13 protein-coding genes are annotated in these 15,720 nt (G+C 66.9%); 11 read left to right on the forward strand and 2 right to left on the reverse strand.

The genetic code is table 11. From position 1 onward, the window contains the following. Positions 1–50: 50 nt before the first annotated feature. A complete protein-coding gene (locus ACRCUN_RS08215; RefSeq protein WP_462141138.1) occupies positions 51–914 on the forward strand; it encodes a DUF1707 SHOCT-like domain-containing protein in 864 nt (287 codons plus the stop codon). Positions 915–924: 10 nt separating this feature from the next. Here the strand turns inward: ACRCUN_RS08215 and ACRCUN_RS08220 are convergent, their stop codons facing one another. Continuing rightward, the gene (locus tag ACRCUN_RS08220; protein ID WP_462141139.1) at positions 925–1,824 is read right to left on the reverse strand and encodes a DUF1963 domain-containing protein; all 900 of its coding nucleotides are present in this window, start codon (positions 1,822–1,824) and stop codon (positions 925–927) included. Positions 1,825–1,977: 153 nt separating this feature from the next. Between ACRCUN_RS08220 and ACRCUN_RS08225 the strand changes: the two genes are divergently transcribed. The 10 genes from ACRCUN_RS08225 (at position 1,978) to ACRCUN_RS08270 (ending at position 14,325) form a co-directional block, all read left to right on the forward strand. Further along, complete coding sequence (locus ACRCUN_RS08225) at positions 1,978–2,523, forward strand: PadR family transcriptional regulator (protein WP_067849995.1); 546 nt, start codon at positions 1,978–1,980, stop codon at positions 2,521–2,523. A 66-nt stretch (positions 2,524–2,589) separates the two neighbouring features. Then, on the forward strand, positions 2,590–3,669 hold the full coding sequence (locus ACRCUN_RS08230) for an inositol-3-phosphate synthase (RefSeq protein ID WP_067849993.1): 1,080 nt from the start codon (positions 2,590–2,592) through the stop codon (positions 3,667–3,669). Between the two features lie 75 nt (positions 3,670–3,744). Continuing rightward, complete coding sequence (locus ACRCUN_RS08235; RefSeq protein WP_462141140.1) at positions 3,745–6,504, forward strand: helix-turn-helix transcriptional regulator; 2,760 nt, start codon at positions 3,745–3,747, stop codon at positions 6,502–6,504. A 20-nt stretch (positions 6,505–6,524) separates the two neighbouring features. Beyond that, complete coding sequence (locus tag ACRCUN_RS08240; protein ID WP_462141141.1) at positions 6,525–7,430, forward strand: Rv0045c family esterase; 906 nt, start codon at positions 6,525–6,527, stop codon at positions 7,428–7,430. A 104-nt stretch (positions 7,431–7,534) separates the two neighbouring features. Further along, entirely contained in the window at positions 7,535–9,607 is a 2,073-nt protein-coding gene (locus ACRCUN_RS08245) for a PhoX family protein (RefSeq protein WP_462141142.1), read from the forward strand. Between the two features lie 24 nt (positions 9,608–9,631). After that, positions 9,632–10,447, forward strand: coding sequence for an LLM class F420-dependent oxidoreductase (locus ACRCUN_RS08250; protein ID WP_462141348.1), 816 nt, complete (start codon positions 9,632–9,634; stop codon positions 10,445–10,447). 99 nt (positions 10,448–10,546) lie between these two features. Next, positions 10,547–11,212: a GntR family transcriptional regulator gene (locus ACRCUN_RS08255; protein ID WP_462141143.1), complete on the forward strand. Its 666-nt coding sequence runs from the start codon at positions 10,547–10,549 to the stop codon at positions 11,210–11,212. Between the two features lie 45 nt (positions 11,213–11,257). Continuing rightward, the gene (locus ACRCUN_RS08260; protein WP_462141144.1) at positions 11,258–13,027 is read left to right on the forward strand and encodes an ABC transporter substrate-binding protein/permease; all 1,770 of its coding nucleotides are present in this window, start codon (positions 11,258–11,260) and stop codon (positions 13,025–13,027) included. After that, positions 13,027–13,776 carry an amino acid ABC transporter ATP-binding protein gene (locus ACRCUN_RS08265; protein WP_462141145.1) on the forward strand — a complete coding sequence of 250 codons (750 nt, stop codon included), beginning with the start codon at positions 13,027–13,029 and terminating at the stop codon, positions 13,774–13,776. The genes ACRCUN_RS08260 and ACRCUN_RS08265 overlap by 1 nt, the downstream gene beginning before the upstream one ends. A 63-nt stretch (positions 13,777–13,839) precedes the next feature. Further along, positions 13,840–14,325 (forward strand): MarR family winged helix-turn-helix transcriptional regulator, encoded by a 486-nt coding sequence (locus ACRCUN_RS08270; RefSeq protein ID WP_462141146.1) that lies wholly within the window; start codon positions 13,840–13,842, stop codon positions 14,323–14,325. Positions 14,326–14,331: 6 nt separating this feature from the next. Here the strand turns inward: ACRCUN_RS08270 and ggh are convergent, their stop codons facing one another. Beyond that, positions 14,332–15,672 carry a glucosylglycerate hydrolase gene (gene ggh / locus ACRCUN_RS08275; protein ID WP_462141147.1) on the reverse strand — a complete coding sequence of 447 codons (1,341 nt, stop codon included), beginning with the start codon at positions 15,670–15,672 and terminating at the stop codon, positions 14,332–14,334. Positions 15,673–15,720: the final 48 nt, after the last annotated feature.

Raw genomic sequence — 15,720 nt, forward strand, 5'->3', positions numbered from 1 at the left:
CACCCCAGAGACCGAGGCGCGACCGCGTCACAGCTCCTACGATCATCCGCGTGGCAACGCGGCAGACCTCGAATACACGCGCCAAAGACAGTGATCGCAACGACACCTGCAAAGTGCTCGACAGCGCACTGAGCGAGGGCCAGCTGTCGATGGAAGAGCACCGACAGCGCGTGGGCGCCGCCACCAACGCCACGACGCTCGGCGATCTGGCCGCCCTCGTCGACGATCTGCAGAACTCCAACGCGCCCGTGCAGCTCCCGACGCTCAAGCCACCGCGCCCGCCCCGGCAGCCCGGCTCGGGTGGCTGGGGATTCAAGCTGGCGACGGCCGCCGTGCTGGTGCTGCTGGGCATGGGCATCGGCTGGGGCGTGTACGGCAACACGTCCTCGCCGCTGAGCTTCCAGACCGATCCGGGCGCCGAACCCGACGGCATCGCCGCCGAGGTTCTCACGCCGCCGCGACAGTTGCAGAGCCTCAACGGCGTCAACGGCCTGTTCCAGCAGATGCGGAACAAGTTCGGCAACACGATGGGCTACGAGCTGCACATCGACCCCGATTCGGCGATGTTGTACCGGCCCGATCCGCAGGACAACCGCAGGGAGGTCTACTACCGCTATGTGGGCGGGTGGGGTGATCCGCAATCGCCCGACGCGGTCGACGAAGACGACCGGATGGTCGACCTCGCGAAGTTCGACGTCGAGAAGGCGCTGGCCATCCTGCGGGGTGCTGCCGAGACGCTCAACACCAAGCCGGAGGACGTGAGCAGCTCGTGGCTGCGCATCACGCCGTCGGAGGACCCGTCGACGCCCGAACTCGTCAACGTCGAAGTGATCGTGAGCAGCGATTTCGGGGGCGGAACCATCGACCTCTATCCCGACGGCACCGTCAAAGAGATCTACCGCAGCAGTCGCTGAGCGGGTGCGTTCAGCGTTGTCCGATCAGCCAGGCATGCGAAAAGTCGGTGCGCCGCAAGTCGGCGTGCTTCGCCAGGTAATAGATGGTGAAATCCCCGAGCCAGTCATCGAAATACCGAACGGGACTTGTGCGGTGCTTCTCGGTGATGCGGGCGTCGGCATCGAGCTGGAGCAACAACCGCCACTCTGACGGCTCTGGTGCGCCGGTTTCGTGGTCCGCCCAGACAAATGGCTCATGGTTCGCCGGTTGCGGACATCCACCGACCTGGTGCCCGCGGCGGGTATCGGTGAACAACGGTTGTCCGGACGATTCGCCCAGGTGGCCGAACGCCATCTCCAACCCCCGGTAGGCATCCACGGTTGCTTCCGCCGCAGGCTCTTCATCGGCGAAGACCCGTGCGCGCACCTCGGCGTCGCTGACCCTTGGATGGCTCATCGCCGGCTCTGGATCCAACGTGCGCGGCGCCCACACCGTCACGCCGGCGGTCGGCTCTGGCTCGGTCGCCGCATCCGACGCGGTGTGGATCACTCGCCAGCCGGCGGCTTGGTGCGCCTCGCCCCACGGCGGCATCTCCGCGTCATCGGCGTAAAAGAACGTCAGATAACCGTCAGTCGGAAACCCGGTCACGGCCGCATACGGAGTCAACTGCGCCAAGTCCAGGACCGCCAGGCACACCAAGGGCCGCTCGTCTCCGGTGACCTCGTCGATGCACGACGGCCACGTCTGCCCGCGCGGCAGGATGGGGCTTCCACCGATCCGGCAGCCGACCGCAGAACTCGCGCTCGCGCCGCCGAGCGCCAGATGAACCGCTGGTCGGCCTAGGGCTGCGAGCCGTCGGGCAAGCTCCGGACCGAGGTGAGCGGCCGTCAGCTCCGAAAATTCCCCAGCCAGCCGCTCCGGAACGATCACCCACGGAGCGTATGCCGACCCACCACCGGCAATGTGACAAAGCAATTACTTTGTCATCCTCGCTTGGCGCTCAATATATCGGCGCGATACAGTTGCCCGAGGTGTTGATTCGTCGTAGCGACAATCCATAGTTCGGTTGAGGGGGTGGTTTACGTGCTGGAGCTCGCGATTCTGGGTCTTCTGCTCGAATCGCCCATGCACGGCTACGAGCTGCGCAAACGACTGACGGGTTTGTTGGGGGCCTTTCGGGCCTTCTCGTACGGCTCGCTCTATCCGGCACTGCGCCGCATGCAGGCCGATGGACTGATCGTCGAGGACGCCGCACCGCAGGGGGCGACGAAAGTGCGCCGCGCGCGCCGGGTCTACCAACTGACCGACGCCGGCAAGCAGCGGTTCACCGAGCTCGTCGCCGACACCGGACCGCAGAACTACTCCGACGACGGATTCGGTGTCCACCTCGCCTTCTTCAACCGCACCCCGGCCGAGGCCAGGATGCGAATTCTGGAGGGGCGCCGCCGTCAGGTGGAGGAACGCCGGGAAGGTCTGCGTGAAGCAGTCGCGCGGGCAAGCAGTTCGTTCGACCGGTACACCCGCCAGCTCCACCAGCTGGGGCTGGAGTCCAGCGAACGAGAAGTCAAATGGCTCAACGAGTTGATCGCGGCGGAACGCACAGCGCAGGGACGCCCAGAAAACACCTGAGCAAAGCCCTGACACCACAACATAGGCCGCTGGCCGAGCAGTACGGAACGAGTAAGGAGACCGTCCATGTCTGAGCACGCAGGAGAAATCCGGGTCGCCATTGTCGGCGTCGGTAACTGCGCATCCTCCCTTGTGCAGGGCGTGCAGTACTACCAGAACGCCGACGAGAACACGACCGTGCCCGGCCTGATGCACGTCAAGTTCGGGCCCTATCACGTCCGGGACGTGAAGTTCGTGGCCGCGTTCGACGTGGACGCCAAGAAAGTCGGCTTCGATCTGTCCGAGGCCATCTTCGCCTCGGAGAACAACACCATCAAGATCGCCGACGTGCCGCCGACCAACGTGACGGTGCAGCGCGGCCCGACCCTCGACGGCATCGGCAAGTACTACGCCGACACGATCGAGGTGTCCGACACCGATCCGGTCGACGTCGTCAAGGCGCTCAAGGACGCCAAGGTCGACGTCCTCGTCTCCTACCTGCCGGTGGGTTCCGAAGAAGCCGACAAGTTCTACGCCCAGTGCGCGATCGACGCCAACGTCGCGTTCGTCAACGCGCTGCCGGTGTTCATCGCCTCGGACCCGGTGTGGGCCAAGAAGTTCGAAGACGCGGGCGTTCCGATCGTCGGCGACGACATCAAGAGCCAGGTCGGCGCGACCATCACCCACCGCGTGATGGCCAAGCTGTTCGAGGACCGCGGCGTGCAGCTCGACCGCACGATGCAGCTCAACGTCGGCGGCAACATGGACTTCCTCAACATGCTCGAGCGTGAGCGCCTCGAGTCGAAGAAGATCTCCAAGACGCAGGCCGTCACCAGCAACCTGCAGCGCGAGTTCAAGACCAAGGACGTCCACATCGGCCCGTCCGATCACGTCGGCTGGCTCGACGACCGCAAGTGGGCCTACGTGCGCCTGGAAGGCCGTGCCTTCGGCGACGTGCCGCTGAACCTGGAGTACAAGCTCGAGGTGTGGGACTCCCCCAACTCGGCAGGCGTCATCATCGACGCGGTGCGCGCCGCCAAGATCGCCAAGGACCGCGGCATCGGCGGCCCCGTCGAGGCGGCCTCGGCCTACCTCATGAAGAGCCCGCCGAAGCAGCTGCCGGACGATGTCGCGCGTGCGCAGCTCGAAACCTTCATCGAAAGCTAGTTTTCAGCGACTTGTGGAGCCTTGACCGCGCAGCGCGGTTAGGGCTCCACAAGTCGCGTTTTATAGGGTCAGAGGATGGGTCTGCGTGGTCGCGGGAGCGAATGCGAGACGCTTCGTAATCTGATATCGACAGTGCGATCGGGCAGTTGCCAGGTGCTGGCACTGCGCGGCGAAGCAGGTGTGGGCAAAACCGCACTCCTCGAACATCTTTCGGAACAGGCGTCGGGGTTCCAGCGCGTGCAGATCGCAGGCGTCGAATCCGACATGGAACTCGCGTTCGCGGGCTTGCAACAGCTGTGTGCGCCGCTGCTGACCTACCTCGATGAACTCCCCGAGCCGCAACGTGAAGCGCTCAACGTCGCATTCGGCCGCACGGGCGGGACCACACCGGACCGGTTTCTGGTCGGGCTGGCCGTGCTGAGCCTGATCGCCGCCGCGGCCGGTGACAAACCGCTGCTGTGCATCGTCGACGACGCGCAATGGCTCGACCAGGTGTCGTTGCAGACGCTGGCCTTCGTTGCCCGGCGACTCCTGGCCGAGCCGGTCGCCCTGGTCTTCGCGACGCGCGGCGGCGCCGGGAACCGCGATCTGGCCGGCCTCCCGGAGATGGTGGTCGAGGGACTGTCCGACGCCGACGCCCGCGATCTCTTGGACTCCGTGCTGTTGACCGGCATCGACCCTCGGGTGCGCGACCGCATCGTGGCGGAGACGCGTGGCATACCCCTGGCGATACTCGAGGTGCCGCGGAGTGTGTCCGCGACCGCTCTTGCCGGCGGGTTCTGGATCTCCGGCAAGCGCTCGTCGACGGCAGCGATCGAGGAGGAGTTTCTCCGCCGCATCAAGTCGCTGCCCGAGGCGACTCAGCGGCTGTTGCTCCTCGCGGCGGCCGAACCGGTAGGCGACGCAGCCCTGTTCGTGCGCGCCGCGGCCGAGCTCGCGATCCCGGTCGACGCACTCGCGCCGGCGGAAGCCGCGGGCCTGGTGGAGTTCGGCGCGCGGGTCCACTTCGCCCACCCGCTGATGCGGTCGGCCGCCTACCGGGCCGCCGACCTCACCGATCGCCGCGAGATCCACCGAGCCCTTGCCGACGCGACCGATGCCGAGCTCGATCCCGACCGCCGCGCCTGGCACGCCGCGAACGCCGCATCCGGCCCCGACGAATCCGTGGCCCAGATGTTGGAGGCCTCCGCAGACCGGGCGCAGAGCAGAGGCGGGGTCGCGGCCGCGGCCGCCTTCTTGGAGCGAGCCACCACTCTCACGTCGGACCCGGGCCTTCGCGGGGCCAGAGCGATCGCCGCCGCCCAAGCGAAACGCGACGCGGCAGCACCCGAGGCCGCCTACGAGCTACTCGCGATGGCCGAACTGGCTCCGCTCACCAAGCTTCAGCATGCCCATGTGGTGCGGATGCGGGCCCAGATGGAGTTCGCGCGCAGCCGCAGCGGCGCCGCGGGTGCGATCAGGACGGGCCAGGCCGCCGAGCAATTGCTCAGCGCCGCAAAGGGACTCGAAGGGCTCGACGACGACTTGGCGCGCGAGACCCATCTCGAGGCGCTCGCCGCCGCCATGTACGCGGGTCGGCTCGGCTCGGCCGGCACCTTGGCAGAGGTGGCTCGAACCGCGCGCGCAGCCGTCGATCACCTCACCGAACTGCGCCGTCCGGTCGATTTTCTGCTGAGCGGCATGGCAAGTCGCATCCTCGACGGTCCCGGCGCAGGCGCCGACCATCTCCGTACGGCGCTGCAGTTGTGGAGCACCGCGGAGTTGCCGCGCACCGGCAGACACTGGCCGTTTCCGATCGCACAGGAATCGGCCGCCCACGAGCTGTGGGACGACAAGGTGCTGGCCGACATCGCGACCGACACGGTCCGGCATGCCCGCGCCACCGGCGCACTCGCGGCGCTGTCACCCGCACTCGTATACCGGGCCGGAATTCACGTGTACATGGGCGAATTCACCTCGGCCACCCGCCTTCTGGAGGAAGCCGAGGCCATCGCCGCCGCGACGGGTGGTGCGCCGAGGAAATACCACACGCTGAACCTCGCGGCATGGCGAGGTGTCCATGGCGAGGCCACTGATCTGATCGCGAACGCGGCCGCGGCCGCCACCGCACAGGGCGAAGGCCGCCTCGTGGGCCTCACCGAGTTCCTGTCGGCTGTGCTGTTCAACGGGCTCGGCCGCTACGCGGAGGCGCTCGCGGCTGCCCGCAGGTGTTGCGAATACGAGGATCTCGGGTTCTTCAGCTGGTGTCTGTTCGAGATGATCGAGGCCGCAGCACATCTGGGCGACCACGAGACCGGTGCTCGGGCCCTGGCACTGTTCGAGCAGCGGGCCGGGGCAAGCGGCACGGACTGGGGCCTGGGTGTGGTCGCGACCGCGCGGGCGATGCTGGCCACCGACGACTCGGCCGAGGATCTGTTCCGCGAGGCGATCGAGCGGCTCGAGCGCGGGCAGATCGCACTTCACGGTGCACGTGCCCGGTTGGCCTACGGCGAGTGGCTGCGACGTGTCCACCGCAAGCTCGACGCCCGCAAGCAACTCAACGACGCCTACGAGATGTTCAACCGAATGGGCGTGCAGGGCTTCGCCGAACGGGCGCGGCGTGAGCTCGTCGCCACCGGGGAGAAGGCGCGCAAGCAGGCGATCGGTTCCGGTGACGAACTCACCGCCCAGGAAGCCCAGATCGCCAAACTGGCCGGCGAAGGTCTGACGAACCAAGAGATCGGCGCGCAGTTGTTCATCAGCGTGCACACCGTCGAGTGGCATCTGCGCAAGGTGTTCGTCAAGCTCGGCATCACGTCAAGAAGGCAACTGCGCACGGTCTCGTGGGCGAGCTGACGGTTTTGTAGGGTCGGTGCGTGGTCAACCCGGGAATCTCCGATGACGAACTGCCCGGGCTCGATGAGTTCGGGCTCCTGCATGAGAACGCCGAGCAGATCGGCGCGAGCGGGCCGCTGCCGCGCGTAGAGCGCATCGAGCACGGGCCGATCAGCGCGCTGAAGTTCGGCGCCGAGCCGCCACGTGTGGTGTTCCTGCACGGCGGCGGGCAGAACGCCCACACCTGGGACACCGTGATCCTCGGCCTTGGCGAGCCCGCGCTCGCCGTGGATCTGCCGGGGCATGGCCGCTCGCAGTGGCGCGACGACGGCGACTATGGACCCAAGCTCAACGCCGAGACGCTCAAGCCGGTTTTGCGCGAGCACGCACCTAACCCGCGCCTCGTGGTCGGGATGTCGCTGGGCGGGTTGACCGCGCTGCGCATCGCCGCGACCGAACCGGGCCTCGTGCCCGAACTTGCGCTCGTCGACGTCACGCCGTCGGCTCCCGAGCGCCACACCGAGATGACGAAGGCCCAGATGGGCACCGTGGCGCTGGTTCAGGACAACCGGACGTTCCCCACTTTTCAGGCGATGCTGGACGTGACGATCGCCGCCGCACCGCACCGGGACCGGAAATCGTTGCGCCGCGGCGTCTTCCACAACTCCAAGCGGCTCGATGACGGCACCTGGACATGGCGCTACGACTCGTTCCGCAAGGGCGACGGCTTTGAGGGACTGTGGGACGACGTGCCGTCGATCACCATGCCAACCACACTGATCCGCGGCGCGAAATCGTTCTTCGTCAACGACGAGGACGCCGAGTTGTTCGCCACCACGGCGCCCGGCTTTCGGCAAACCCATGTGGTGGCCGACTCCGGGCATTCGGTGCAGGGTGACCAGCCCGCGGCGCTCGTGCAGATCCTGCGGAATCTTCTTGATAGCTAGCTGGTTGCCTGCTGTTAACCCGCTGCTAGTTCGGCTCCCGTAGGTTTCCGCCGGACCCGGCCGCCCAGCCCTCGGCCGGTATCGAGCGGAAGGATCTGCGCGCGATGGCGCTTGTACCGTTGAATCTCTTTGTCACCCACCGCGGAATCTCGTCGCGTCAGCACGTGACCTGCCGCTACCGGTGCGGTGACGCGTGTTCGAAGCCCGTTCCCAACACCAGTGACAACGAGTATTTCGGCGACATCGTGCAGCAGATGTCGCGGCGCTCGGTGCTGCAGGCCGCGGGTGTGACCGTCCTGGCCGTCGGCGCCGGATCGGTGCTGGCCGCGTGCGGCACGGGCGATCAGCCCGCTCCGACCCCCTCCCCCGCGGCCGCCCCCGTCGAAACCCCGCCGGGCATGAAATTCGCCGCGGTGGCCCCGAACACCGAGGACGCCGTCGTCATCCCCGAGGGGTACCGGCAGCACGTGGTGATCTCGTGGGGCGATCCGATCCTCCCCGACGCGCCGGCGTTCGATCTGAACAAGCAGACCGCCGACGCGCAGCGCAAGCAGTTCGGCTTCAACAACGACTTCGCGGCGCTCATGCCGATCCCCGGACAGAACAATCGCTTCCTGCTTGTGACCAACTTCGAATACGTCACACCGCAGTTCATGTTCCCCGGCTACAACGCCGATGCTCCCACCCGCGAACAGTTCGACATCGAGATCGCCGCGATGGGCATGGGCGTCGTGGAGGTCGAGCGTGGCGCCGACGGGGCGCTCAAGCCGGTCATGGGCCGCTACAACCGCCGGATCACCGCCGACGCCCCGTTCACGCTGACCGGGCCCGCCGCGGGAACGGACTTCGTCAAGACTGCCGCCGACCCGACCGGCCGCACCGTCGCAGGCACCTTCGCGAACTGCGCGGGCGGCGTAACACCCTGGGGCACTGTGCTTTCCGGTGAGGAGAACTTCAACAGCTACTTCGGTGCGGCCGAGGGCAGCCCGGCGCCGGGGCCCGTCGACGCCGATCGCTTCGACCGCTACGGCATCGCCCTTGAGCCTTCGGAACTCAAGTGGGAGAACTTCGATCCCCGGTTCGACCTGGCGAAGTCGCCCAACGAGGTCAACCGGTTCGGCTACGTGGTCGAGGTCAACCCGTGGGACCCGGCGTCGACCCCGGTCAAGCACTCGGCGCTCGGACGGCTCAAGCACGAGGGTGCCAACGTCTACGTGACCGATGACGGCACCGTCGTCGTCTACACCGGCGACGACGAGCGCTTCGACTACATGTACAAGTTCGTGTCGGCCAAGAAGGTCCAACCCGGGACCGATCCAGCTGCCATGGCCCACAACATGACTCTGCTCGACGAGGGGACGCTCTACGTCGCGAAGTTGAGCAGCGACATCCCGGCCAGTGAGATCGACGGCACCGGCAAGCTTCCGTCGAAGGGTTCGTTCGCCGGTTCCGGCACCTGGGTCCCGCTGCTCAAGTCCGGCCCGAACGGGGCAGGCGAATCGCTGGTCGACGGGTTCACCGCCCAGGAGGTCGCGGTGTTCACCCGCATGGCCGCCGACAAGGCCGGCGCCACCAAGATGGACCGGCCCGAGGACTTCGAGGCCAACCCGCACACCGGCAAGGTCTATGTCGCGCTGACCAACAACGACAAGCGCGGCACCGAGGGCAAGGCACCCGTCGACGCGGCCAATCCCCGCAACGAGAACAAGAACGGTCAGATCCTCGAGATCACCGACAACCACGCGGGCACCGACTTCACGTGGGACCTGCTGCTGGTGTGTGGCGACCCCAAGGCCGCCGACACGTACTACGCGGGCTTCGACAAGGAGAAGGTCAGCCCGATCTCGTGCCCGGACAACCTCGCATTCGACAGCCACGGCAATCTGTGGATATCCACCGACGGCAATGCGCTCGACGCCAACGACGGCTTGTTCGCCGTGGCGCTCGACGGGCCGAATCGCGGTGAGACCAAACAATTCCTGTCGGTGCCGGTCGGTGCGGAGACGTGTGGGCCCGTGGTGACCGACAACCTCGTGACGGTGTGCGTACAGCACCCGGGCGAGGGCGACGACTACAGCCTGGAGAAGCCGCTGTCGCACTGGCCGGGTGGCGGTGACACGCCGGCGCGGCCCGCGGTCGTCGCGGTGTGGAAGCCGGACAGCCAGATCGGCATGTGACGTCGGTTTCGAGTGCTGGGGCGTCTGAGTACGCTCGCGAAGGTGACCTTTCCCATTCGCATCGGTGTGCAGCTGCAGCCCCAGCACTCTCCCAAATACAGCCATATCCGCGACGCGGTACGCCGCTGCGAGGACATCGGCGTCGACATCGCCTTCAACTGGGATCACTTCTTCCCGCTCTACGGTGATCCCGAGGGCGCGCACTACGAATGCTGGACGATGCTCGGCGCCTGGGCCGAGCAGACGTCGCGCATCGAGATCGGCGCCCTGGTGAGCTGTAACTCCTACCGCAACCCAGAGCTCCTGGCCGACATGGCCCGCACGGTCGACCACATCTCCGATGGCCGGCTGATCCTCGGAATCGGATCCGGTTGGAAACAAAAGGATTACGACGAGTACGGCTACGAATTCGGCACCGCGGGCAGCCGGCTCGACGATCTCGCGACTGCGCTGCCGCGGATTCGCGCTCGCCTCGCCAAGCTCAACCCGGCACCCACGCGCGACATCCCGATCCTGATCGGCGGGCAGGGGGAACGTAAGACCCTGCGGCTCGTCGCCGAGCACGCCGGAATCTGGCACGCGTTCGTCGACCGCACCACCTACCCGGGCAAGGCGCAGGTACTCGCCGGACACTGCCAGTCGGTCGGCCGCGATCCCGCGACGGTCGAGCGGTCGGCCGGAGTCCAGGAGTCCGGCGGCATCGACGCGATGCTCGCCGAAGCCGACGCCCTCGCCGACCTCGGCGTCACGATCCTCACGGTCGGCGCCAACGGGCCCGACTACGACCTCACCGCGGCCGAGGCCCTGTGCCGCTGGCGTGACGGCCGATCCGGCGCCTGACTTCCCACAACGCCCGAACCGGCATTGACTTAGGCCACCACCGGGGCAAGCGCGTGAGAAACTGGCGCAACGCATACACCGCAGGGGGTCCGAGGCAGGGTGCCGAAGAAGTACGGGGTCAAGGAAAAGGACCAGGTTGTCACCTACATCATCAACCAGGTGATGACGGGCAAGCTGCGTACCGGTGACCGCATCGACCGCAACGAGATCGTCCGCGATCTCGGGCTGAGCCGCGTCCCCATCCAGGAAGCCGTCGTGCAACTGGAGCACGACGGCATCCTGTCCACCCGTTACCACCGCGGCGCGTTCGTCTCCAGATTCGACGAGGCCACCGTCGCGGAACATCATGAGCTCTACGGCATCCTCAACGGCATCGCGTCGGCCCGCTGCGCCACCAATCCCACCCCGCGCATCCTCGCGCATCTCGACGACACGTTGCGCATCCTGCGCGCGACCAAGGACACCCGCTCGTTCCAGGAAGCCTGTTGGGTGTACCGCGACGCGATCAACGAGGAGTACGCCGGGCCACGGCTACATGCCACCATCCGCGCCGGGAAGAGCTTCGCGCCGTCCGAATTCTGGCTGTCCTACCCGAAGGCCAAGGCCGACTTCCTCGAAGGCTATGAGGCAGAAACCGCGGCGATCCATGCCCGCGACCCCGAGGGTGCCCGCCGGGCCTGCGTGGAACGCGCCGACCTCATGGCCAAGATCATGATCGCCGAGCTCACCCGGCGCGGGGTGTTCGGAGACTTGCGGTCGCCTTGAGCCGAATCCCTCACCGCTGCCCGTGCGCCCACTAGGTTGCAACAGATGAGCGTCAGACAACTCGCTGCGCTGCTGGCATCGACCCTGATGGTCATGGGGTTGGTGCTGGCGGGCCCGGCCAACGCCGATGTCGATCAGTGCGCTCCGCCCGGCGTGCAGAGCGCGAGCGCGCTGCCGACGAATCTCGCCGCGGCGGCGACCGGGCCGGGTGCCGACAAGTACACGACGCCGACCGTGCAGCCGTTGGATACGGTCCGGACGGATGCGCTCGGGCTGTCGACTCCCGGCGTGCTGACCGTGGGCACCCTTTCGGACGCACCGCCGAGCATCTGCATCAATTCGGCAGGCCAGTTCACCGGATTCGACAACGAGGTGTTGCGGGCCATCGCCGACAAGTTGGGCCTGCGGATCAACTTCGTGGGCACCGAGTTCTCCGGGCTGCTGGCCCAGACCGCGTCGCGGCGCTTCGACGTCGCGTCGTCGTCGATCACGACAACCGACGCGCGCCGCCGCACAGTCGGATTCACCAACGGCTACGACTTCGGCTACTTCTCCCTCGTCGTGCCGACCGGCTCAGCCATAACCGGTTTTGACAAGCTAGGACCGGGTCAACGCATCGGCGTCGTGCAGGGCACCGTGCAGGAGTCCTACGTCATCGACACCCTGCGCCTTCAACCGGTGAAGTTCCCCGACTACAACACCGTCTACGCGAGCCTCAAGACCCGCCAGATCGACGCGTGGGTGGCGCCCTCGCAGCAGGCGTCGGGCACCGTACAGCCCGGCGACCCCGCCGAGATCATCGAAAACACCTTCAGCTTGGACAATTTCGTGGCGTGGGCGGTGGCCAAGGAGAACCAGCCGCTGATCGATGCGCTCAACTCGGGCCTCGATGCGGTGATCGCCGACGGCACGTGGGCCCGGTTGTATTCGGACTGGGTGCCGCGCGCGCTGCCGCCCGGCTGGAAACCCGGATCCAGAGCTGCGCCGCAGCCCCAGCTGCCCGACTTCGACGCGATCGCCGCGAGCCGCGAACAACCGGCTGCAGGCGAAGCGGTGGCGCCCAAATCCACGTTGTCGCAACTGGCCGACTCGTTCCTGGACTGGGAACTCTACAAACAGGCCATCCCCGATCTGTTCAAGACCGGCTTGCCCAACACCCTGATCCTGACCGTCAGCGCCAGCATCATCGGCCTCGTTCTCGGCATGGTGCTGGCCGTGGCCGGAATCTCCCGATCGGCTTGGCTGCGTTGGCCGGCCCGGGTCTACACCGACATCTTCCGCGGCCTGCCGGAAGTGGTGATCATCCTGCTGATCGGGCTTGGCATCGGCCCCGTGGTCGGCTCCTTGACGGGTAACAATCCCTACCCGCTCGGCATCGCCGCGCTCGGCTTGATGGCCGCGGCCTACATCGGCGAAATCTTCCGGTCCGGCATCCAGAGTGTGGAAGCCGGTCAGCTGGAAGCTTCGCGCGCCCTTGGCTTCAGCTATGCGTCGTCGATGCGTCTTGTCGTGGTGCCCCAGGGCGTTCGTCGCGTGCTGCCCGCCTTGATGAATCAGTTCATCTCGCTGCTGAAAGCCTCGTCGCTGGTGTATTTCCTCGGCCTCATCGCCAACCAGCGCGAGCTGTTCCAGGTGGGGCGTGACCTCAACGCGCAGACCGGGAACCTGTCGCCGCTCGTGGCGGCCGGCCTGTTCTACCTGATGTTGACGATTCCGTTGACGCATCTGGTGAACTTCATCGACAACCGGCTGCGCCGCGGCAGGCCCCCGACCGAGGAAGAACCGCTGCCCGCCGCCCACCAGGAGATGATCTGATGCCGGCCGCCGAAACCACTCCGGCAGCAGTCTCGTTGGCTGCCAGCGACATTCATCTGTCGTTCGGCCCGAACCCGGTGCTGCGCGGGGTCGACCTCGACGTGCCCGCAGGCACGACCACCGCCGTCATCGGGCCGTCGGGCTCCGGCAAGTCCACGCTGCTGCGGACGCTGAACCGGCTCTACGAACCCGACCGCGGCGACATCCTGCTCGACGGCCGTTCGGTGCTCGGCGACAATCCCGACCAGTTGCGGCAGCGCATCGGGATGGTGTTCCAGCAGTTCAATCTGTTCCCGCACCGCACCGTGCTCGACAACGTCACCCTCGGGCCGCGCAAGCTGAAGGGCCTCGACGCCGAGGACGCCCGTGAGCTCGGCCTGGCTCAGCTGGACCGGGTTGGCCTGCGGCACAAGGCCGATGTGCGGCCGGCCACGCTGTCGGGCGGTCAACAGCAGCGAGTCGCGATCGCCAGGGCACTCGCGATGGCACCGCAGGTGATGTTCTTCGACGAGGCCACCTCCGCGCTCGATCCCGAACTGGTCAAGGGCGTGCTCGAGTTGATGACCGAACTGGCCGCCGACGGCATGACGATCATCGCCGTGACCCACGAGATGGGGTTCGCCAGATCCACCGCCGACAGCGTGGTGTTCATGGATCACGGGAAGGTCGTCGAGTCCGGTACCCCGACGCAGATCTTCGAAGCTGCCGAAACAGATCGACTGCGCCGCTTCTTGTCCCAGATACTTTGATTCGTCGCGCCAAATCCGCAACCTGACATCGTGACAGGATCAGACAGGTTAGACTAGCGAATTATGGTGGAGACCGAATCGCAGGTCACGGAGCTTGCTGGGGAGCTTCAACGTGTCCTCTCCAAGGTGTTCTCTGTGCTCCGCCGCGGAGATACCCATAAGGGCACCGCGGGCGATCTGACGCTGGCTCAGCTGTCGATTCTGCTGACCCTGCTGGACCAGGGTCCGATCCGGATGACCGAGCTAGCCGCGCGCGAACGCGTGCGCACGCCCACCACGACCGTCGCGATCCGCCGGCTCGAGAAGCTGGGCCTGGTCAAGCGCTCGCGCGATCCCTCGGACCTGCGCGCCGTGCTCGTCGACGTCACCCCGCGCGGTCTCGTTCAGCATCGCGAGTCATTGGCGGCGCGCCGCGCCGACCTGGCCGCCCGGTTGGCGAAACTCAGCGCGGAAGATCTCGAAACCCTCGCCAAGGCCCTGGCTCCGCTCGAGCGGCTGGCCGGCCAGGAAGAGGAAAGCGCGGCGTCGCAGGCCAAGGCCGAGGAGTAGTACGGGCTAGCCGAGCCAGTCGAGCACCGCGGCCGCGGTCCACGACTGCTGCATGCTGCCCAGCGGCTCGCCGGTGAACGGTTCGTAATACTCAGCAAACGTACCGTCGCTGGCCTGGCGAAGTCCTTCCTGACGCAGCAGCCGCGCGCGCTCGGCCCAGCCCCTTCGGGCGAAGCACCACGAGAACAGCCACGTCATCACCGGCCACACCGGCCCACGCCAGTACTCGCGAGCCCGGAAGTCGCGTGACACAGGCGAAGTCGACGGGATACACGCGTACTTCAGGTCGGGATGACCGCAGAATCGGGGCCCCTCAAGGAGTTTCACCAACGCCCGCTCCTTGTCGTGCGGAAGCCCCCCGCACAGCAGCGGAGCGAATTGCGCCACGGTCTCGGTGGCCACCCACTTCTTCGCCCGTACATCGTAATCTCTTGCCGCACCGGTGCGCTCGTCGCTCGTTTCGACGACGCCGCCGCGGAACCGCTCCGCCCACGAGTAGAGATCGCGCACATCGGCGTGCGGGCGCTTGTAATCCTCACCGATCTCGGCAAGCACCTGGCAGGCCACCGAGAAGATCGCCGAGACGAAGACATCCTCGACCGCGAAGCTCATGACCTTGGGCAGTAGATCGTCGTCGTAGCGAACTGACTTCATCTCCTCCAGCAACCACAGGTACCGGTCGTACTCGAGATCGGACGGCCGCTGGGTCGCGTCGGTGACGATCGTGTTGTCCTCACGCTGATACTCCGGAACATTGCCGGGAATCACGTTGGCGTAGGCGCTGTCCCAGCGCGGCGAGTTGTCCATACCGGATTCCCAGCCGTGATACAGCGTGATCCGGCCCCGGCTGTCCTGATCGCGGCATTCGGCCAGCCAGCGGTGCCAGCGCACCAGATCGCCCCACCGCCGGTCCAGGAACGTCGCGGCGACCGCCCGGGTGGAGCGGCCGCGGCTGCGCGCGTGGTCGAGGATGCGTTGCACGGCGATCGCGTGCACCGGCGGTTGAGTGATGCCGGACGTGTGCCGGATCCGCGGCGCGTTGGCCGCGAGCGCCGACGTGGCCCACCGCGCCGGACCGGGAAAATAGCCGTCGACACCGTTGGCGAACACGATGTGCGGGATCATCCCGTTGCGCCACTGCGCCGACAGCAGGGTGTCGAGTTCCACCACGGCGCGCTCGACGCTCAGCGGAGCCAGCCCGATCGCCACGAACGCGGCGTCCCAACTCCACATGTGCGGGTAGAGCAGCGGCGCCGCTGTGGTCATCACGCCCAGGTCGTTACCGCGCAGCAGATAGGCGGCGCGCGCGGCGAGCTGGGTCGGGGCGAAGGTGGGATCGGGAGGCATCCGTACCATGATGCGACTCCTGGGCAAGTCGCGCAGGCCGGTGGGGCC

The organism is Mycobacterium venezuelense (genome assembly GCF_054919535.1).

What these genes read in the sequence shown, in the direction of transcription:
- ACRCUN_RS08230 (WP_067849993.1), top strand. Translation starts at nt 2,590, where the DNA reads ATGTCTGAGCACGCAGGAGAAATCCGGGTCGCCATTGTCGGCGTCGGT.
- ACRCUN_RS08235 (WP_462141140.1), top strand. Translation starts at nt 3,745, where the DNA reads ATGGGTCTGCGTGGTCGCGGGAGCGAATGCGAGACGCTTCGTAATCTG.
- ACRCUN_RS08245 (WP_462141142.1), top strand. Translation starts at nt 7,535, where the DNA reads ATGGCGCTTGTACCGTTGAATCTCTTTGTCACCCACCGCGGAATCTCG.
- ACRCUN_RS08260 (WP_462141144.1), top strand. Translation starts at nt 11,258, where the DNA reads ATGAGCGTCAGACAACTCGCTGCGCTGCTGGCATCGACCCTGATGGTC.
- ACRCUN_RS08265 (WP_462141145.1), top strand. Translation starts at nt 13,027, where the DNA reads ATGCCGGCCGCCGAAACCACTCCGGCAGCAGTCTCGTTGGCTGCCAGC.
- ACRCUN_RS08270 (WP_462141146.1), top strand. Translation starts at nt 13,840, where the DNA reads ATGGTGGAGACCGAATCGCAGGTCACGGAGCTTGCTGGGGAGCTTCAA.
- ggh (WP_462141147.1), bottom strand. Translation starts at nt 15,672, where the DNA reads ATGCCTCCCGATCCCACCTTCGCCCCGACCCAGCTCGCCGCGCGCGCC.